Origin of the sequence: Marinibacterium profundimaris (assembly GCF_002210095.1) — a bacterium.
Taxonomy (GTDB): domain Bacteria; phylum Pseudomonadota; class Alphaproteobacteria; order Rhodobacterales; family Rhodobacteraceae; genus Marinibacterium; species Marinibacterium profundimaris.
In genome coordinates, this window is the sequence record NZ_AQQR01000002.1 from 388237 (window position 1) to 406577 (window position 18341).

Below are 18341 nucleotides of genomic sequence, written 5' to 3' on the forward strand. Positions count from 1 at the left end.
CTGACCCGGCCCGGAAGGGCCGGGGAAGCACCTATTTCAGGTGCTCTTCGCCCCGCGCGCGAGCCAGGCGGATCTGCTTCTGGCGCTCGCGGAAGCGGGTCTTGTCGGCCTCCGTCGTCTCGGCGATGCACAGGTGGCAGGACACGCCCTCCTCGAACTCGGGGCGCGCGCGGTCCTCGGGCAGGATCGGGCGGCGGCAGCCGTGGCACAGCTCGTGCGGGCCTTTCCTCAGCCCGTGGCCGACGCTGACGCGGTTGTCGAAGACGAAACATTCGCCCTGCCAGGTGCTGTCCTCCTCGGGCATGTCCTCGAGATATTTCAGGATGCCGCCCTTGAGGTGATAGACCTCGTTCAGCCCCTCGTTCAGCAGGTAATTGGTGGATTTCTCGCAGCGGATGCCGCCGGTGCAGAACATGGCGACACGCTTGCCCCTGAACTCTTCGCGATGGGCCTGCCACCAGGCGGGGAAATCACCGAAGGATTGGGTCTGCGGGTCGATGGCGCCCTCGAAGGTGCCGATGGCGACCTCGTAATCGTTGCGGGTGTCGATCACCACGGTGTCGGGGTCGCGGATCAGGGCGTTCCAGTCGGCGGGGTCGACGTAATGCCCGGTGCGCGCCAGCGGATCGACATCCGGTTGCCCCATGGTCACGATCTCTTTCTTCAGGCGCACCTTCATGCGGCCGAAGGGCGGTTGATCGGCCTGCGCCTCTTTCCACTCCAGCCCGTCGCAGCCGGGCAGGGCGCGGATATGGGCCAGCACCGCTTCGATGCCAGCGCGGGGGCCGGCGATGGTGCCGTTGATCCCTTCGCGCGCAAGCAGCAGGGTGCCCTTCACGCTCTCCGCCTCGCACAGCGCCAGAAGCGGCGGTTTCAGCGCGGCGGGGTCGTCGAATCGGGTGAAGTGATACAGGGCTGCGATCGTGTACATGGCGCGGGGCATAAACCCGGCGCCCGGATCGCTCAAGAGGCGCTTAAGCCGCGCCCAGAAGCCGTTCGACCACCGCGCGGGCCTGGCGCGACAGGGTCGGGTGGCTGTCGCCGTAGTAGGACAGGTTGATCACCGCACCGTAAAGCGCCCAGCCGCGGCCGCGCCGGGCCGTGTCGGGATCGTGCCCGGCGACATCGAGGAAGGTTTCGCGGGCGGGGCCGTCGAAAAGCGCCCAGGCCGGGCCAAGATCCACGGCCGGGTCGCCGCGCGCCATCAGGCCGAAATCGATCACCCCGGACAGGCGGCCCTCCTGCACCAGAAGGTTGTTGGGCGACAGATCCCCGTGCACCCACCCCGGCGCGCCGGTCCAGCGCGGGGCGGCCAGCGCGTCGTCCCAGATCGCGGAAAGCTCGGCCACCGGGTAATCGCGGGCGATATCGCCGATGGCGCGGCGCGTGGTGGCATCGAGCACGTCGAGCGGCACGCCGCGGTTGTGATTGGCGGATCCGGCGATGGGGCCTGTCCCGCCGGGCAGATCGGCCAGCGCGCGCACGAACCGGCCAAGGCCGAGTGCCGCGGTTTCGGTATCCTCCGGAGGGCGCGCGGCCATGGTATCGCCGGGCAGCCAGTCGAGCACCATCCAGGGGCAGGGATAGTCCTCGGAGGGGTCTGCCAGCGCCAGCGGCTTCGGCACCCGCAGCGGCAGGTCCTTCAGGTGCGGCAGCCACTCCCATTCGCGGCGCAGCAGCATCACGGCCGAGGGCCGGCGCGGCAGGCGCAGGATCCTGTCGCTGCCCAGGCGGAACATCCAGTTGTCCGTCCCGGTCGCGGCCAGGGGCCGCACGGGCTGCCCCGCGAACTCGGGCAGTTCGCGATCCACCAGCTGTTTGGCGAGCGCGGTGCTCACCCTGATCTCATCACCGTGCATGACGCTCTCCTTGGCAGATCCGCTACCGCGATTTGCCGGATTTGGCGAGAGCCGCAGCATCGCTTGACCGGCGGCGGGCCGCCGCCTACCCCGGTAATCGGCCCCAGTCCGAGGAGAAAAGACCATGCATGCCCTTCTGGTGATCGACGTCCAGAACGATTTCTGCCCCGGTGGCGCCTTGGCCGTCGCGGATGGCGACGCGATCGTGCCCCGCATCAACGAGATGATGGACGATTTCGACGCCGTGCTGCTGACGCAGGACTGGCACCCGGCGGATCATTCGTCGTTCGCGGCCCAGCACGAGGGCAAATCGCCCTACGAGATGATCGACATGCCCTATGGTCCGCAGGTCCTGTGGCCGGTGCATTGCGTGCAGGGGACATCGGGCGCCGCGTTTCACCCGCAGCTGCGCACCGGCGGAGACCTGATTGTTCGCAAGGGCTTCCGCCGTGCGATCGACAGCTACTCGGCGTTTTTCGAGAACGACCACGAAACGCCCACGGGGCTTGAGGGCTACCTGCGGACGCGGGGGATCGAAAAGCTGACCCTGGTGGGGCTGGCGCTGGATTTCTGCGTGAACTTCTCGGCGGTGGATGCCGCGAAGCTGGGGTTCGACGTGACCGTGGACCTTGCGGCGACGCGGGCCATCGATCTGGACGGCTCGCTGGCGGCGGCGAAGGCCGGGATGGAAGCGGCGGGCGTGAAGCTGGTCTGACCGGAGCGCCCCACTGTCCCGAAGGGGCAAACGGGCGGGATCTTGCCAATCGCACCGGGCGCGCGGGTCTGCCTGAGAAGCAGCGCATCGTAGCAACTGCGCGGCCGATCCTGAGCGTGCGGGGCCTCGGGTGGGGGCGGCGCGGCCCGGCCACAGGTTGCAGCCGGTGCGGAAGCCTGATTTTGTGCGCCCCGGCACGGGCGGAGGTCCCGCGCATCTCTGGAGGGTCCGGGCCTTGGACATCGCGACGCGCGTCTACAATCACAAATGGAAGATCGATCCGATCGTCCGCTCGCTGATCGACACGGATTTCTACAAGCTCTTGATGTGCCAGTCGGTCTTTCGCAACCGGCCCGACACGCGGGTGACCTTTTCGCTGATCAACCGCACCACCTCGGTGCCGCTGGCCAAGCTGATCGACGAGGGTGAGCTGCGCGAGCAGCTGGATCATATCCGATCGCTGTCGCTGTCGCGCGGCGAAAGCACCTGGCTGCGCGGCAACACGTTCTACGGCAAGCGGCAGATGTTCCGTCCGGACTTCATGGAGTGGTTCGAGAACCTGCGCCTGCCCGCCTACGAGTTGGAGCGGCGCGGCGATCAGTACGAGCTGACCTTCGAGGGCACCTGGCCCGAGGTCATGCTGTGGGAGATCCCGGCGCTGGCCGTGCTGATGGAGCTGCGCGGACGGGCGGTGCTGAACGACATGGGGCGGTTCGAGCTGCAGGTGCTTTATGCCCGGGCGATGACGCGGGTCTGGGAGAAGATCGAGCGGCTGCGCGAGGTCGAGACGCTGAAGATCGCCGATTTCGGCACGCGGCGGCGGCATTCCTTCCTCTGGCAGGACTGGTGCGTGCAGGCGATGATGGAGGGGCTGGGCGACAAGTTCATCGGCACCTCCAACTGCCTGATCGCCATGCGCCGCGAGGTCGAGGCGATCGGCACCAACGCGCATGAGCTGCCCATGGTCTATGCCGCGCTGGCCGAGGATGACGCGGCGCTGGCGCGGGCCCCCTACGACGTGCTGTCGGACTGGCACGAGGAGCACGAGGGCAACCTGCGCATGATCCTGCCCGACACCTACGGGACCGAGGGCTTTCTGAAACACGCGCCGGACTGGCTGGCCGGCTGGACCGGGATCCGCATCGACAGCGGCGATCCGGCGGCGGGGGCGGAAACCGCGATCCGCTGGTGGAAGGAGCGCGGCGAGGATCCGACGCAGAAGCTGGTGATCTTCTCGGACGGGCTGGACGTGGACAAGATCATCGACCTGCACCACCAGTTCCAGGGCCGGGTGCGGGCGAGTTTCGGCTGGGGCACGCTGCTGACCAACGATTTCCGGGGGCTGGTGCCGGGCGACCGGCTGGCGCCGTTCTCTCTGGTGTGCAAGGCGGTGTCGGCCAACGGGCGGCCGACGGTGAAACTGTCGGACAATCCCGAGAAGGCGATGGGGCCGGAAGACGAGATCGCGCGCTACAAGCGGGTCTTCGACGTGGGCGAACAGGAACGGATGGACGTGATCGTCTGAGAGGGCGGGATCGCGGGGCCACCTCCCGCCCGCCCACCCCGGTGACCCCGCGATCCCGCGAAAGGGGGAGTCGGTGCACACCGGACAGGCGGCGCGATCCCGCGCTCAGGCCAGCGCGCGGCGCTTCAGCTGGCGTTCGCGCCAGATCACCATCAGCCCGCCGGCCATGATCAGCAGGCCCCCGGGGAAGAGCGTCTGGAACGGGGTTTCCCCGAAGAAGATCCAGCCGAAGATGAAGGCCACCGGGATCCCGAAATAGGTGAAGGGTGCCAGGTTCGATTGTTCGGTCATCCGGAAGGAGATCACGATCAGCAGCACCGCCGTGCCGCCGAAGCCGCCCATCGCCAGCAGCCAGCCCGCGTCGGACCAGCTGGTGATCGGGGAGAAGCCGCCGGTGGCGAAGGTCAGCGCGACGGAGGCGATCAGCGAGGTGCCGATGGCATAGAGATTGATCACCGGGCTGGGAACGTCGTCATCCATCAGCCGCGAGGTGATGCCCGAGAGCGCGTAGAGAAAGGCTGCGGCCACCGGCGCCAGCGAGGCGAGCTCGAACGTACCGGAGCCCGGGCGCATCACCAGAACGACGCCGAGGAACCCCATGAGCACCGCGAAAAGCCGCACCGGCCCGACCTTTTCGCCCAGCAGCGGGATCGCCAGGGCGATCATGAAGAGCGCGTTGGAATAGCTGATCGTCGTCGCGGTGGCATAGGGCAGGCGCGAGAGCGCGATGTAGAAAGAAAGCTGTGCGACGGCCACGGCGATCCCGCGTCCGCAGGCCAGTTTCCATTGCCGCATCCGCAGGGGCCGCCCGGCCCGGTGCCAGGATTTCGAGGCCATCAGCGCCATGAAGCTGGGGAAGAGCCCGAAGAAATTGCGCCAGGCCGAAAGCTCGGCGGCGGAGAACCGGGGCGAGAGATGTTTGACCACCATACCCATCGCCTGGAACAGCGTGAGCGCCAGAAGCGACAGCAGGATCGCGAGCAGGACATTGTCGGTTGAGCGGCTGGTCATCTTCGGGGGTCCCTGGCCACGCGGGCGGCGGACCTGCCGGTCTGCGGGGCGGCGCTCATGCGGTTTCGGGCAGCACCGGGGCGGCCTCGATCAGGGTGCGGGTATAGGGGTGGGTCGGGGCCGTGAAGACCGTTTCGGTCGCGCCCTGTTCGACGATCTCGCCGGATTGCATGACCATGACCCGGTCTGTGACCGAGCGGACGACCGAGAGATCGTGGCTGATGAAGAGATAGGTCAGCCCGTAGGCGCCGCAAAGATCGGCGATCAGGTCGAGGATCCGCGCCCGGACCGAGACGTCGAGCGCCGAGACCGCCTCGTCGAAGAGGATGATGTCGGGGCGCACGATCAGCGCGCGGGCGATGGCGATGCGCTGGCGCTGGCCGCCGGAGAATTCGTGGATGTACTTGCCCGCGTCCCCGGGGCCGAGGCCCACTGCGGTCAGGGCCTCGCCGATGGCGGTTTGCCGCGCGGCGCCGGTGGGCGGATTGTCCAGCAGGTGAAAGGGTTCGGTGATCAGCCGGTCGACCCGGTGGCGCGGGTTGAACGACCCGTAAGGGTCCTGAAACACCACCTGCATCCGCCGCCGCGCCGCCGGGTTGGCCGGGCCGTCGGCCCAGAGCGGCTGACCGTCGAGCAGGATCTCTCCGCCCTGGACCGGCTCAAGCCCCAGAAGCGCGCGGGTGAGGGTGGACTTGCCGCAGCCGGATTCGCCGACGAGGCCCAGGCGTTCGCCGCGCTCGAGCGTGAAGCTGACGCGCTTCACCGCCTCGAAGCTGCCGGGGCGGGCGAAGGGATGCGGGCGCGCGGTGCGGTAGCTGCGCACGAGGTTGCGGACCTCGAACAGGGGCGCCGGCGCGGGGCGCGGCGGCAGGGCGACCTGATGCGCGGAGGCGGCGAAGAGCATCTTCGTGTAGGGATGGGTCGGGTTGCGCAGCAGGTCCTGCGTCGGCGCGGCCTCGACCACTTCGCCGGTCTGCATGACGACGATACGATCGGCCATGTCGGCAACGACGGCGAGGTCATGGGTGATCATCAGAAGGCCCATGCCGTCCTCGGCGACGAGCTGCTTGAGCAGGTCGAGGATCTGCGCCTGCGTCGTGACATCGAGCGCGGTCGTGGGCTCGTCGGCGATCAGCAGCCGGGGTTTGAGCGCGATGGCCATGGCGATGACCACGCGCTGGCGCTGGCCTCCGGAGAGTTCGTGCGGGAAGCGGGAGAGCGGGAAGCGGTCCTTGGGCAGGCCGACGCGGGTGAGCACCTCTTCGGCCCTTTGCCGGGCCGCCTCGGGGCTCATGGCGCGGTGCACGAGGATGGTTTCGACCACCTGGTCGCCGATGGTCTTCACCGGGTTCAGGGCGGTCATCGGCTCCTGGAAGATCATGCCGACCGACCGGCCGCGAATGGCGCACATCGCAGCTTCGGAGCTTTGCAGCAGGTCGGTGCCGTCCAGCAGCAGCGCGCCGGAGGTCGCCGTGCCCTCGGGCAAGAGCTGCATCACCGCCAGCGCGGTCATGGATTTGCCCGACCCGCTTTCGCCGGTCACGGCCACGATTTCGCCGGGCGCGACCGACAAGGACACGTTCCGCAGGATCGGGTAATCGCGGATCGTCAGCGAGAGGGAGCGGATGTCGAGCAGGCTCATGTCCGGCGCAGCCTCAGCCTTGGGTCCAGCATGTCGCGCAGACCGTCGCCCAGCAGGTTCAGCCCCAGCACCGTCAGCACCACGGCCAGCCCCGGCACCAGCGCCATCAGCGGCGCGATGGTGACCAGCGTCTGGGCATCGGCCAGCATCCGGCCGAGCGAGGGCGTGGGCGGTTGCACGCCGAGGCCCACGAAGGACAAAGCGGCCTCGACCTGGATGCCAAGCGCGAACTGGATCGTGCCCTGCACGATCAGCAGGTCGGTCACGTTGGGCAGGATATGTTCGACCGAAATCCGCGTCGTCGACTTGCCCGACACCCGGGCGGCCATGATGAATTCGCGCTGCCACAGCGACAGGGCCGCGCCACGGGTGACACGGGCGCAGACGGGGATGTTGAAGATGCCGAAGGCCAGCACCGCGTTGACGGCCGAGGGGCCGAAGACGGCGGTGATCAGGATCGCCATGACGAGGAAGGGGAAGGCGAAGACGATGTCGTTGCCCCGCATGATGACCTCGTCCAGCCAGCGGCCCCGGTTGGCCGCCGCCGCGAGCCCCAGCGGAATGCCGAAGATCAACCCCACGGTGATCGCCATGGCGGCGATGGCGATCGAGGTGCGCAGCCCCACCATCGTCATCGACAGCATGTCGCGGCCCAGGTGATCGGTGCCCAGCCAATGGGCGGCCGAGGGGCCCTGCAGCTTGTTCGGGATGTCCAGCAGCGTGACGTCGTAGGGCGTCCAGACCAGCGACACCAGCGCCAGCGACGCCATCGCCCCGGCGAGGATTGCACCGATCAGGAAATTGCGGCTCATGTCCGGGACCTCAGCCGGGGGTCGACCCAGGCATAGGCGAGGTCGACGAGGAAATTGATGGCGATCACCGCGAAGACGATCAGCATGATGACCGATTCCACCACGATCAGGTCCCGGGCCGAGATCGACTGGAAGATCAGCCGCCCGAGGCCGGGGAGGTAGAAGACCTGTTCGATGATGATCGTGCCGGCCACGAGGAAGGAAAACTGCATGCCGATGATGGTCAGCACCGGGATCATCGCGTTGCGCAGGGCATGGCGCCACAGGGCCTGCCGACGGGTCAGCCCCTTGGCCCGGGCGGTGCGCATGAAATCCTGGCCCAGCACGTCGATCAGGGCCGAGCGCATTACGCGGGCGAGGATCGCGCCCTGCGGCAGGGCCAGCGCGATGGCCGGCAGGGTCAGCGCCCAGAGCCCGGCGCCGATGCCGTCGTCCCAGCCGGGGAAGCCGCCGGCGTTGAACCAGCGGAAGCGGATCGCGAAGATCAGCACGAGGAACATGGCGAACCAGAAATTCGGCACCGCCACGCCCAGCTGGGTCGCCCCCATCACCACCGTGTCGCCGGGCTTGCCCCGCCGCGCGGCGGCGTAGATCCCGGCGGGAAAGGCCACCAGCAGCGACAGCACCAGCGCATAAAGCGCCAGCGGCACGGTGATCCACAGCCGGTCGGCCACCATCTGCGCCACCGGCGTCCGATAGGTGTAGGAGGTGCCGAAATCCCCGGTCAGCATGCCGCTGATCCAGCTGAAGTACCTCTCCAACCGGGGCTGATCGAGCCCCAGCTCGGCGCTCAGCGCGGCGACGGTGTCGGGCTGGGCGTTGATCCCCAGCATGTAGCTGGCCGGATCGCCGGGCACGACCTCGATCACGAAAAAGATCGCGACCGAGGCGAGGGCGAGGCTGAGAACCAGCGAAGCCAGGCGGTTGAGCGTGTAGCGCAGCATTGGCGGCACGTTAGGACCGGGCCAAGGGGCGGTCCAGAGGCAAACGATCGCCCGCAAACGTGACTTGCGCGCATTGCCCCGCAAGAGGCAGGAAGAAGGGGCGACCCGCCGGAGGCAGCCGATGTCCGACCCTTTCTACGATGACCTGCGGCCGGTGCCGGCCTTCGAGGCCTTTTGCCGGGCCGGGGTCTACGTGCCGGTGCCCGGGGACTGGTGTGTCGGCGTGGCCGACATCGCCAATTCGACCCAAGCGATCGAGCGCGGCGCCTACAAGACGGTGAACATGGTCGGCGCGGCGGTGATTTCGGCCACGCGCAACGCGCTTGAGGGCAAGGCCTTTCCGGCGGTCTTCGGCGGTGACGGCGCCTCTTTCGCGGTGCCGGCAGAGGCGGAGCAGACGGCGCGCGGCGCGCTGCGGGCGGTGCAGGCCTGGGCGCGGGATGCCTTTGGCCTGGATCTGCGGGCGGCGATGATCCCGGTGTCCGAGATCCGCGCGGCGGGCCATGACCTGCGGGTCGCGCGCCACGCGGTCAGCGACGGGGTGGATTACGCCATGTTCTCGGGCGGCGGGCTCAGCTGGGCCGAGGCAGAGCTGAAGGCCGGCCGCATCGGCATGGAGCCGGCGGCGCCCGGGGCGATGCCGGACCTGACGGGGCTTTCGTGCCGCTGGTCGCATATCCGGGCGCGCCACGGGAAGATCGTGTCCCTGCTGGTGCTGCCCGCGCCCGCCGCCGATCCGGCGGATTTCGAGGCACTTTGCGGCGAGGTGCTGACCCTGACCGGCACGCTGGAGCGCGGCGGCCACCCGATGCCGGAAGAGGGGCCCGATGTCTCCTGGCCCTCGCCGGGGGTGGAGCTGGAGGCGAAGGCCACGGGCAAGGGCAAGCTGGCGCTGATGGCCGAGACGTTGTTCGCCTGGCTGGTGCTGACCCGGGGCTGGCGGCCGGGCGGGTTCGATCCGGTGGGTTACAAGAGGGACACCGCCCTGAACGCCGATTTCCGCAAGTTCGACGACGGGCTGAAGATGACGCTGGATTGCGACGCGGCCACGCTGGCGCGGCTGACCGGGCGGCTGGACCGGGCCGTGGCGGACGGGGTGGCGCGCTATGGCGTGCAGGAGCAGGAGGAGGCGATGATGACCTGCATCGTGCCCTCGGTCATGCAATCCGATCACCTGCATTTCGTGGATGGCGCGGCCGGCGGCTATACAAGGGCGGCGGCGCGGCTGAAAGGGCGGGATTGAGGTATTTGGGCAAAGATGAAGCCAGGGGCGTGGCGCGAGAGCGGCCGCTGTTCATCGGGTCGGAGATCTATCGCCGGTCGAAATATGCCGGCTGGCATCCGCTGCGGGTGCCGCGTGTTTCCACGGTGATGGATCTGAGCCGGGCGATGGGCTGGCTGCCGGGGGATGTCTATCTGACCTCGCCCCGGGCGAAGCCGCACCTGCTGGAACGCTGGCACCGGCCCAACTATGTCGCGGCGCTGCTGCGGGCCGAGGCGACGCAGGCGGTCACGCCCGAGGAGCGGGCGCGGTTCGGTATCGGCACCGTGTCGAACCCGGTCTATCCCGAGATCTACCGCCGGCCCGCGACGGCGGCGGGGGGCTCGATCCTGTCGGGCGAGCTGCTGAAGGATGGGGGCGTCGTCTATCATCCGGCCGGGGGCACGCATCACGGCATGCCGGGGCGGGCCAACGGGTTCTGCTTTCTCAACGATCCGGTGCTGGCGATGCTGTCGCTGCGCCATCACGGGGTCCGGCGCATCGCCTACGTGGATATCGACGCGCATCATTGCGACGGGGTCGAGGTCGGGTTTTCCGGCGATCCCGATTGCCTGATGATCTCTGTCCACGAGGAGGGGCTCTGGCCCCGCACCGGCAGGCTGGAGGATGATGCGGGCGGCTCGGCGCTGAACCTGCCGGTGCCGCGCGGGCTGAATGATGACGAGATGGACGCGATCCGCGAGGGGCTGATCCAGCCGGCGGTGGCGGCGTTTCGGCCGCAGGCGGTGGTCCTGCAATGCGGCTCGGACGCGGTGGAGGAGGATCCGCTGTCGCATCTGGGCCTGTCGAACAATGCCCATTGGGAGATCGTCGCCGCCCTGATGGGGATGGCGCCGCGTCTGCTGGTGCTGGGCGGGGGCGGGTACAACCCGTGGTCCGTCGGGCGGCTGTGGACCGGGGTCTGGGCCACGCTGAACGGGATCGAGGTGCCGGACCGGCTGACCCCGGGGGCGGAGGCAATTCAGCGCGCGCTGAGCTTTCCGGGCAACAGGCGGGGCCGCAATCCGCCGGATCACTGGTTCACCACCCTGCGCGACCGGCCCAGAGGCGGCCCCGTGCGGCCCGAGATCCGGCACCGGATCGGGGTGCTGCGGGGCCGGCTGCGGGCCGCGGTCTGAGACATGTCCCACGCGTGGGACATGTGCCCGGTCTAAAGAAATCAAGGCGTTGCAGCGGCGGATTTACCGGTCGTTCATAAATGGCCCAGAGGGCGCCGGGGGCGGGCCGCGCCGGTGTCCGGGCCGTGGGCGCGCCCGAAGGTGGATGCATCCCAAGGTTGTTCCAAGCGCCACCTGATCGCCTTTATTCCGGGGCAATAGGCCTGCGGATGACAGTCTCTTCGATTACAATCTTCCGATGCCTCTCCGGCGCGCTTTAGAACGCTTTACGTGGGGTTCGCTCCGCCCGATAGTCCGCTCACGCGGCGGACGAGTTCGCGCAGTACCAATGTACGGGGAGTGACCAGACCATGGCTGGAGTAAATTTCACAACGACGAACGTCACCATCGAAGGTGAATTTTTCGGTCCGAATTTCGTGAACGGGCTGTCGAAGCAGAGCGGCACTTACGAGATCATTTCCAAGAACGAGGCGCGGCTGGTCTTTCCCGGCGGCTTCGTCAACAGCACCACCTATGTCCAGACGCTGCACGGCACCGGCTTCGGCATAGACGAGGAGACCGGGCGCTATACCGGGCGGGTCAAGAAGTTCGTCGGCTATGAAGAGAGCAAGCCCGAGAACAACTGGACCTTCGGTCAGCTCGACGTGGCGCTGGACACGCTCAACAGCAACGCATCCAACCCGAATGTCGATTTCGACGATCTTCTCGTCATTCCGCTGCAGTACAAATACGTGGGCGGCGACCTGACGGATGTCTATATCCTCGGCTCTTTCGACGACATCGCCTATGGCAACGGCGGCGATGACATCCTCGAGGGGCTGACGGGCGACGACACGCTTTACGGCGGATCGGGCAACGACACGCTGCGCGGCGACGAGGGCCGCGACGAGATCCACGGTGGGTCGGGCGACGACAAGATCGACGGCGGCACCGCCAGGGACAAGCTTTGGGGCGACGGCGGAGACGACACGATCTCGGGCGGGGGCGGGTCGGACCGCATCTTTGGCGGCAACGGCAATGACGAGCTGGACGGCGGCGCGGGCGACGACACGATCCTGGGCGAGAATGGCGATGACCTGATCATCGGCGGCTCCGGGTCGGACGACCTGCGCGGCGGCGACGGCAACGACGTGATCCGCGGCGGCGCGGGCGACGACCGGATCGTGGGCAACGCCGGCGACGACGAGCTGAACGGCGGCAACGGGTCGGACCTGATCTACGGCGGCGGCGGCGACGACATGATCCGCGGCGGCGCCGGCACCAACATCATGTATGGCGGCGGCGGCAACGACACGATCATGGGCGACGACGGCAGCGACGAGCTGTTCGGCGGCGCGGGCCATGACCGGCTGAGGTCGGGCGCCAGCCCCGACGTGCTGAACGGCGGCCGGGGCAACGACATCCTGTCGGGCAACAACGGCAGCCCGGGCGGGGATAACACCACCGACACCTTCATCTTCGAAGCCGAGTTCGGCCAGGACATCATCACCGATTTCGAAGTGGGCTTTGACGGGATCGTCTTTGCGCTGGGCATCACGAAGGACGACGTGTCCACCAGCGTTCAGGGCGACGACGTGCTGATTACCGTCGATCTGGGCGACGCGGGCGATCAGACCGTCCTGGTGCGCGACGTGGCCGACGATTTCGTGCCGTCCATCGACATCAGCTTCGGCTGACCCCGGGCGGGCGTCCCGCCGGACGTGTGGAACGCAGGGGCCGGGCCGGGAGTGGTCCGGCCCTTTGCATTTTCGGATATGGGACAACAGACCGGATCCGGGTAAGTCTCTTGTCCAGCAAGTGAGACAATGTCCCATTTTGCAGAAATCCGGGTGAGTCGCGCGTCAGGTGTGGCGCAGGGGCCGGAGGCGTGGATGGACCCCTCAGGGTTGTGATAGGCCAAATTCTTCGGCCTTTCGGTTGTTCGAAACAGACAAATTGATCCTCTGGACGAAGATTTTCCGCCGCCCTGCAAAGGTCAGGTTTTCATGACGATGCGGAGCCTCGCGAATTCGTGTAGAGTGCTCCGACTTTCAGAATACCCAAATTATTTTTTCACGGAATTTCGCCATGTATCGGCCCGCTCCGAAACAGGTTCTGTCGCGCCGTGCCGTTCTTGGCGGTGCGATGGCCCTGCCCGTCCTGTCTTCTCCTCTGATCGCGCAGACCGGCACCCGCCGTGTCCTGCATGTGGACAGCTATCACCGGGGCAACGAATGGAACGACCGGATCGCCGCCGCTTTCGTTTCGGCGCTGGAGGCGGAGGGGGTCGAGGTGCGCGTGCTGCACATGGACACCAAGCGGCGCAGTTCCGAGGCCGAGATGACCGGGGCCGCGGCCGAGGCCGCGCGGGTGATCGCCGACTGGCAGCCCGATGTCGTGACGGTGAGCGACGACAACGCGGTGAAATACCTGCTGATGCCGCATTTCCGCGATGCGGATGTTCCGTTCGTCTTCTGCGGGCTGAACTGGGATGCCGGGATCTACGGGCTGCCCTATGCCAATGCGACCGGCATGGTCGAGGTATCGCCCATTCCGCAGATCCTGCGGCTGCTGCGCGCCCATGCGAAGGGCGACCGGATCGGCTATCTGGCCGAGGACACGCCGACCAAGCGCAAGGAGCAGGCGTTTCACGAGAAGCTCTTCGGCGTCGACTATGCGCGGACCTGGCTGGTGAGCTCCTATGCCGGCTGGGCCGAGGCGTTCGAGGCGGCGCAGGGCGAGGTGGACATGCTGATGCTGCTGGGGGTCGGCGCGCTGACCGACTGGGACGCGCCGGCGGCGAGGCAGCTGGCGGAGACGCGGACGCGGATCCCCACGGGGACCGATTTCGAATGGCTGATGCCCTATGCGCTGCTGGGGGTCGGCAAGCTGCCCGAGGAACAGGGCGAGTGGGCCGCGCAGGCGGCGCTGCGGATCCTGGATGGCGTGTCGCCGTCCGAGATCCCGCTGGCGCATAACACGAAGGGCCAGCTGCTGTTCAATCCGCGGATCGCCCGGCGGCTGGGGATCGAGGAAGCCCCGGCGCTGGCACGGATGGTCGAGTAGGGCGATGCCGGCGGATCTCACGCAACGCAGGGGGCGGCCGCCCTACGAAGGCACGCTGGCGCGGCGGTCGATCACGCGGATCGGCCTGCGGATCGCGCTTGTGGTGCTGGCGGCGACGGCGATCAGCTACGGCAGCGTGCATTCCGGTCTGGAAAGCCAGGCGATCGAGGGGCTGAAACGCTATGTCGAGGCGCGGCGCGTGCGCGAGACCGTGCCCTTTGCCGAGGCGGCCGACAGCCTTGCGATCCTGAGCGCCCAGATGGAGCAGCGGATCGCCGGGATCGGGGCCGAGGGGGCCGGGGCCGGGTTCGGTGCGCTGTTCGGTGCGGCTCCGGACGGGACCCTGAGGGCCAGCGACGGCGCGATCACCGGCTTCGTGGCCAAGACGGCGCGGATGGATGCGCAGAGGCGCGCGGTGCTGCTGGCCGGGGCCGAGGTGCTGGAGCGGTTCGGCCCGGCGCTGGTCGACCGGTTTCCCAATGCCTACGTGATCCTGCCCGGCAGTGCCGTGGTCATGTACTGGCCCGACAGGCCCTGGGCCACCGGGAACGCGGACTGGGAGATCCTTGGCAAGGCCGCGCGCGCCGTGGGCGGGGCGCAGGGCGACGGGTCAGCGACGCGGTGGTCGGGGCTTTACTTCGATTACGGGGCGAACGACTGGCTGATCTCGGCCGCGCAACCGGTGAAGGTGGCGGGCGAGACCGTGGCCTGGGTCGGCCATGACCTGCTGCTCAGGGATCTGTTCGACCGGGTGCTGGACACGGATTTCGAGGGCGCGACGACGCTGATCATCGATGCCGAGGGCGGGCTGGTGGCGCATCCGCGCTACATGGAAGCGATCCAGGCGCGCGGCGGTGCGCTGCCGGTGGACGAGACCGGAGAGCCGCACCTGGCCGCGATCCTTCGGGCCGCGCAGGAGACCGAGCCGGGCGGCATTGCCGAGCTGGACCGTCACCGCGAGGTCCTGGCGGTGACCCGGATCGACGGCCCGGGCTGGTACCTGCTGACGCTGTTCCCCAAAGGCAGCATCGCGACGCAGGCCAGCGAGGTGGCGATGTTGATCCTTGGCTTCGGCCTGCTGGCGCTGCTGCTGGAGCTGTCGATCCTGGCCGTGGTGTTCCGCCGCGACGTGGGCCAGCCGCTGGGCGACCTGACGCTGGCGGCCGAAATGGCGCGGCGCGATGCCCCGGCCGAAAGCGACGCGGCGCTGGGCCGGATCGTGGACCGCGACGACGAGTTCGGCGCGCTGGGCCGGGTCTTTCGCGAGCTGATCCATGAATTGCAGCGGCGGGAAACCTCGCTGAAGGACAGCAACGCGCAGCTGAGCCAGCTGAACGCGCAGCTGTCGCAGGAGCTGGTGGAACGCGAACGGGCCGAGCGCGAGCTGGAGCGGAACCGCGAGCTGAACGTGCTGCTGGACAATATCCAGTACGGGGTCCTGTTCCTGGACGGCGATCTGAACATCCGCCTGGCCAACCATGCCTACAAGCGGATCTGGCGCATGCCGGAGGATTTCTTTGACCGGCCGCGGACCCTGCGCGAGGATATCGAACACACCCTGGGCAAGGGGCTGTGGAGCGTGCCGGGCGATGACATGGCGGCCTGGATCGACCAGCGGCTGGAGGACATCCGCACCAACAGCACCCGGCCCGGCGAGCTGAAGCTGAACACCGGCGAGATCCTGCGCCACGATTGCGTGGCCCTGCCCGATGGCGGCCACATGCTGACCTATTACGACGTGACCGAGCTGAAACAGGCGGCCGCGCGGCTGCAGCATCACCTGGACGGGATGGAGGCCTCGCTGGACGGGATGGCGCTGCTGGATCCGCAGGGGCGGTATATCTACGTGAACCAGGCGCATGCCGATATCTACGGCTACCCGCGCGAAGAGATGATGGGCCACAGCTGGCGCGATCTGTATGACGCCGACGAGCTGGGGCGGTTCGAGGAGGATATCTTTCCGATCCTGGGCAGCGTGGGCCGCTGGCGGGGCGAGGCCTGGGGCCTGCGGCGCAACGGAAAGAGCTTTCCGCAGGAACTGTCGCTGGGCATGACCACCGACGGCGGCATCGTCTGCGTGGTGCGCGACATCACCGAGCGGCGGCAGCGGGAAATGGCGCTGGATGCTGCGCTGCAAGAGGCGGAGCGGTCGAACACCGCGAAGTCGCGCTTCCTGGCCAGCATGAGCCACGAGCTGCGCACGCCGCTGAACGCGATCATCGGCTTCAGCCGGCTGGTGGCGCGGCACACCAAGGGGCAGATCCCCGACCGGCAGCGCGAGAATATCGAGAAGATCCAGATCAGCGGTGAACACCTGCTGAAGCTGATCAACGAGGTGCTGGATATCTCGCGCATCGAGGCGGGGCACACGGACGTGGCGGTGGCGCGCTATTCGCCGCAGGGGCTGGTGAAGGAATGCATGCGCACGATCGAGCCGATCGTGACCCCGGGTGTGCGGCTGGAGGTATGGGCCGGGGATCCGCAGGACGACGGGTCGGGCGATCTGGGGAGCGACGCGGTGGGCGATGCCGCCAAGGTGCGCCAGATCGTGACCAACCTGCTGGGCAATGCGGCGCGGCACACCGAAACCGGCGCGATCATCGCGCGGGTCGGCGGCGATGCCCGGACGCTGGTGATCGAGGTCGCGGATACCGGCCCGGGCATTGCGCCCGAGATGCAGGACCGTGTCTTCGAGGAATTCGGCCAGGTCGACAACGTGCCGCCCGGCAAGCGCGGCGGCGCCGGGCTGGGGCTGACGATCAGCCAGCGGCTGGCGCGTCTGATGGGCGGCGAGGTGAGCCTGCGCAGCGAGGTAGGCAAGGGGTCGGTCTTTATCCTGCGGCTGCCGCGCACGCTGGGAACGGGCGGCGCGGGGTCCGAGGAACGGCGGGAGGCGTCGGGATGACATTTCCGGATCAGAACGGCGCCTCGGCGCTGCGCAACCTGCCCAAGCTGGACGTGCTGCTGGTCGAGGATATCGAGATCAACCGCGACCTGATGGTGCAGATCCTCGAGGGGCTGTGCCACCTGCGTGTGGCCGTGGATGGCGGCCAGGCGATGGCCGCGATCGACCACCGGCCGCCGGACGTGATCCTGCTGGACCTGTCGCTGCCGGTGATCGACGGCTGGGAGATCGCGCGGCGGATCGCGCCGGAGCCCTGGCGCGGCGATGTCTGGGTCGTGGCGCTGACCGCCCATGCCATGTCGGGCGACAAGGAAAAGGCGCTGCAGGCGGGCTGCGACGATTACATGATGAAACCGGTGGACGACATCGCGCTGCTGCGGCTGCTGGCCGGGGTGGCGATGCAGCGCAAGGCGCGCGACGACGGCACGGCCGATGCCTGAGGCGGCGGACAGGGCACGGATCCTTGTCGTCGATGACGAGGCCTTCAACCGCGATGTGCTGGTGCAGGAGATCGAGGACCTGGGCCATGACGTGATCACGGCCGTCGATGGCGTCGAGGCGCTGGAGGTCCTTGCGCGGGACAGCGTGGATCTTGTTCTGCTGGACATCATGATGCCGGGGCTCAGCGGCTACGAGGTGCTGCGCCGGCTTGCCGCCGACGAGGCGCGGCGCGAGATCCCAGTGATCGTGATCTCGGCCCTGCATGACATCGAGGCGGTGGCCAAGGGCATAGAGCTGGGCGCGCTGGATTACCTGCCGAAGCCCTTCGAGCCGATGATCCTCGAGGCGCGGATCGAGGCGGCGCTGGAGCGCGGGCGGTGGAAATCGCAGGAACGGCGGTACCTTGCAGAGATCGAGCGCCAGAGGCAGCGGGCGGACGAACTGCTGTCGGCGCTGCTGCCGCAGGAGGCGGTGGCCGAGCTGACCGCGACCGGCACCGTGCAGCCGCGGTTCCATGCGCAGGTGGCGGTGATGTTCCTGGATATCGCCGGGTTCACGCCGCTGACGCTGGCCACGCCCCTGCCCGAGGTGATGGCCGGGCTGACCCGCTTCGTGGACCTCGCCGAGCGCGTCGTCGAGGATCAGGGGCTGGAGAAGATCAAGACGGTGGGCGACGCGGTGATCGTCACCGGCGACCTGCTGCGTCCGCATCCCGATCCGGTGGCCGCCTGTGCCGCCTGCGCCGAGGCGCTGGTCGCCGGCATGGCCAGGATCCAGCCGGGCTGGCGGCTGCGGGGAGGGGTGTCCTACGGGCCGGTGGTGTCGGGTGTGATCGGGCGGCGGCGGTTCGGCTTTGACGTCTGGGGCCAGACGGTGAATGCCGCCGCGCGGCTGGCGGCGCTGCCCGGGACGGACCGGCTGTACGTGGATGCGGCGGCCTATCCGCACCTGGGGCGCGAGGCGGTCAGCATCGGCACGCGACCCCTGAAGGGGCTGGGCGAGGTCGAGGTGCGGCGGCTGGACCTGCGCGGCACCTGAGCGC

15 protein-coding genes are annotated in these 18341 nt (G+C 68.3%); 9 read left to right on the forward strand and 6 right to left on the reverse strand.

Annotation, left to right across the window (positions count from 1 at the left end):
* Positions 1-31 precede the first annotated feature (31 nt).
* Together trhO and ATO3_RS06805 are read right to left on the reverse strand one after the other, a co-directional pair.
* On the reverse strand, positions 32-931 hold the full coding sequence (trhO, locus tag ATO3_RS06800; RefSeq protein WP_088649068.1) for an oxygen-dependent tRNA uridine(34) hydroxylase TrhO: 900 nt from the start codon (positions 929-931) through the stop codon (positions 32-34).
* A 43-nt stretch (positions 932-974) separates the two neighbouring features.
* The gene (locus tag ATO3_RS06805; protein ID WP_158217916.1) at positions 975-1859 is read right to left on the reverse strand and encodes an aminoglycoside phosphotransferase family protein; all 885 of its coding nucleotides are present in this window, start codon (positions 1857-1859) and stop codon (positions 975-977) included.
* Positions 1860-1983: 124 nt separating this feature from the next.
* Between ATO3_RS06805 and pncA the strand changes: the two genes are divergently transcribed.
* Positions 1984-2574: a bifunctional nicotinamidase/pyrazinamidase gene (gene pncA / locus ATO3_RS06810; protein WP_088649359.1), complete on the forward strand. Its 591-nt coding sequence runs from the start codon at positions 1984-1986 to the stop codon at positions 2572-2574.
* A 235-nt stretch (positions 2575-2809) separates the two neighbouring features.
* A complete protein-coding gene (gene pncB / locus ATO3_RS06815) occupies positions 2810-4099 on the forward strand; it encodes a nicotinate phosphoribosyltransferase (RefSeq protein ID WP_088649070.1) in 1290 nt (429 codons plus the stop codon).
* A 105-nt stretch (positions 4100-4204) separates the two neighbouring features.
* Here the strand turns inward: pncB and ATO3_RS06820 are convergent, their stop codons facing one another.
* The 4 genes from ATO3_RS06820 to ATO3_RS06835 are packed head-to-tail and all read right to left on the reverse strand — an operon-like array spanning position 4205 to position 8508.
* Positions 4205-5110 carry a DMT family transporter gene (locus tag ATO3_RS06820; RefSeq protein ID WP_088649071.1) on the reverse strand — a complete coding sequence of 302 codons (906 nt, stop codon included), beginning with the start codon at positions 5108-5110 and terminating at the stop codon, positions 4205-4207.
* A gap of 55 nt (positions 5111-5165) precedes the next feature.
* Entirely contained in the window at positions 5166-6752 is a 1587-nt protein-coding gene (locus tag ATO3_RS06825; RefSeq protein ID WP_088649072.1) for an ABC transporter ATP-binding protein, read from the reverse strand.
* On the reverse strand, positions 6749-7564 hold the full coding sequence (locus ATO3_RS06830; RefSeq protein WP_088649073.1) for an ABC transporter permease: 816 nt from the start codon (positions 7562-7564) through the stop codon (positions 6749-6751). Before ATO3_RS06830 ends, ATO3_RS06825 begins: the two co-directional genes overlap by 4 nt.
* On the reverse strand, positions 7561-8508 hold the full coding sequence (locus ATO3_RS06835) for an ABC transporter permease (protein WP_088649074.1): 948 nt from the start codon (positions 8506-8508) through the stop codon (positions 7561-7563). The genes ATO3_RS06830 and ATO3_RS06835 overlap by 4 nt, the downstream gene beginning before the upstream one ends.
* Before the next feature lie 121 nt (positions 8509-8629).
* On the opposite strand from ATO3_RS06835, the gene ATO3_RS06840 reads away from it, so the two are divergent.
* From ATO3_RS06840 to ATO3_RS06870, 7 genes are all read left to right on the forward strand, one after another.
* Positions 8630-9751, forward strand: a complete 1122-nt coding sequence (locus tag ATO3_RS06840) for a DUF3095 domain-containing protein (protein WP_088649075.1) — start codon at positions 8630-8632, stop codon at positions 9749-9751.
* A 5-nt stretch (positions 9752-9756) separates the two neighbouring features.
* Positions 9757-10908, forward strand: coding sequence for an acetoin utilization protein AcuC (locus tag ATO3_RS06845; protein ID WP_233152053.1), 1152 nt, complete (start codon positions 9757-9759; stop codon positions 10906-10908).
* A gap of 350 nt (positions 10909-11258) precedes the next feature.
* Positions 11259-12584, forward strand: a complete 1326-nt coding sequence (locus ATO3_RS29450) for a calcium-binding protein (protein ID WP_088649076.1) — start codon at positions 11259-11261, stop codon at positions 12582-12584.
* A 391-nt stretch (positions 12585-12975) separates the two neighbouring features.
* Positions 12976-13953 carry an ABC transporter substrate-binding protein gene (locus tag ATO3_RS28440; protein WP_143747239.1) on the forward strand — a complete coding sequence of 326 codons (978 nt, stop codon included), beginning with the start codon at positions 12976-12978 and terminating at the stop codon, positions 13951-13953.
* A gap of 4 nt (positions 13954-13957) precedes the next feature.
* Entirely contained in the window at positions 13958-16858 is a 2901-nt protein-coding gene (locus tag ATO3_RS06860; RefSeq protein WP_143747240.1) for an ATP-binding protein, read from the forward strand.
* A complete protein-coding gene (locus ATO3_RS06865; protein WP_088649079.1) occupies positions 16855-17298 on the forward strand; it encodes a response regulator in 444 nt (147 codons plus the stop codon). The genes ATO3_RS06860 and ATO3_RS06865 overlap by 4 nt, the downstream gene beginning before the upstream one ends.
* Positions 17291-18337 (forward strand): response regulator, encoded by a 1047-nt coding sequence (locus ATO3_RS06870; protein WP_088649080.1) that lies wholly within the window; start codon positions 17291-17293, stop codon positions 18335-18337. Before ATO3_RS06865 ends, ATO3_RS06870 begins: the two co-directional genes overlap by 8 nt.
* Positions 18338-18341 lie beyond the last annotated feature (4 nt).

Excerpts from the sequence above, each read along its gene's own strand:
- trhO (WP_088649068.1), bottom strand. The coding sequence starts at position 931 with ATGTACACGATCGCAGCCCTGTATCACTTCACCCGATTCGACGACCCC.
- ATO3_RS06805 (WP_158217916.1), bottom strand. The coding sequence starts at position 1,859 with ATGCACGGTGATGAGATCAGGGTGAGCACCGCGCTCGCCAAACAGCTG.
- pncA (WP_088649359.1), top strand. The coding sequence starts at position 1,984 with ATGCATGCCCTTCTGGTGATCGACGTCCAGAACGATTTCTGCCCCGGT.
- ATO3_RS06820 (WP_088649071.1), bottom strand. The coding sequence starts at position 5,110 with ATGACCAGCCGCTCAACCGACAATGTCCTGCTCGCGATCCTGCTGTCG.
- ATO3_RS06825 (WP_088649072.1), bottom strand. The coding sequence starts at position 6,752 with ATGAGCCTGCTCGACATCCGCTCCCTCTCGCTGACGATCCGCGATTAC.
- ATO3_RS06830 (WP_088649073.1), bottom strand. The coding sequence starts at position 7,564 with ATGAGCCGCAATTTCCTGATCGGTGCAATCCTCGCCGGGGCGATGGCG.
- ATO3_RS06835 (WP_088649074.1), bottom strand. The coding sequence starts at position 8,508 with ATGCTGCGCTACACGCTCAACCGCCTGGCTTCGCTGGTTCTCAGCCTC.
- ATO3_RS06840 (WP_088649075.1), top strand. The coding sequence starts at position 8,630 with ATGTCCGACCCTTTCTACGATGACCTGCGGCCGGTGCCGGCCTTCGAG.
- ATO3_RS29450 (WP_088649076.1), top strand. The coding sequence starts at position 11,259 with ATGGCTGGAGTAAATTTCACAACGACGAACGTCACCATCGAAGGTGAA.
- ATO3_RS28440 (WP_143747239.1), top strand. The coding sequence starts at position 12,976 with ATGTATCGGCCCGCTCCGAAACAGGTTCTGTCGCGCCGTGCCGTTCTT.
- ATO3_RS06860 (WP_143747240.1), top strand. The coding sequence starts at position 13,958 with ATGCCGGCGGATCTCACGCAACGCAGGGGGCGGCCGCCCTACGAAGGC.
- ATO3_RS06865 (WP_088649079.1), top strand. The coding sequence starts at position 16,855 with ATGACATTTCCGGATCAGAACGGCGCCTCGGCGCTGCGCAACCTGCCC.
- ATO3_RS06870 (WP_088649080.1), top strand. The coding sequence starts at position 17,291 with ATGCCTGAGGCGGCGGACAGGGCACGGATCCTTGTCGTCGATGACGAG.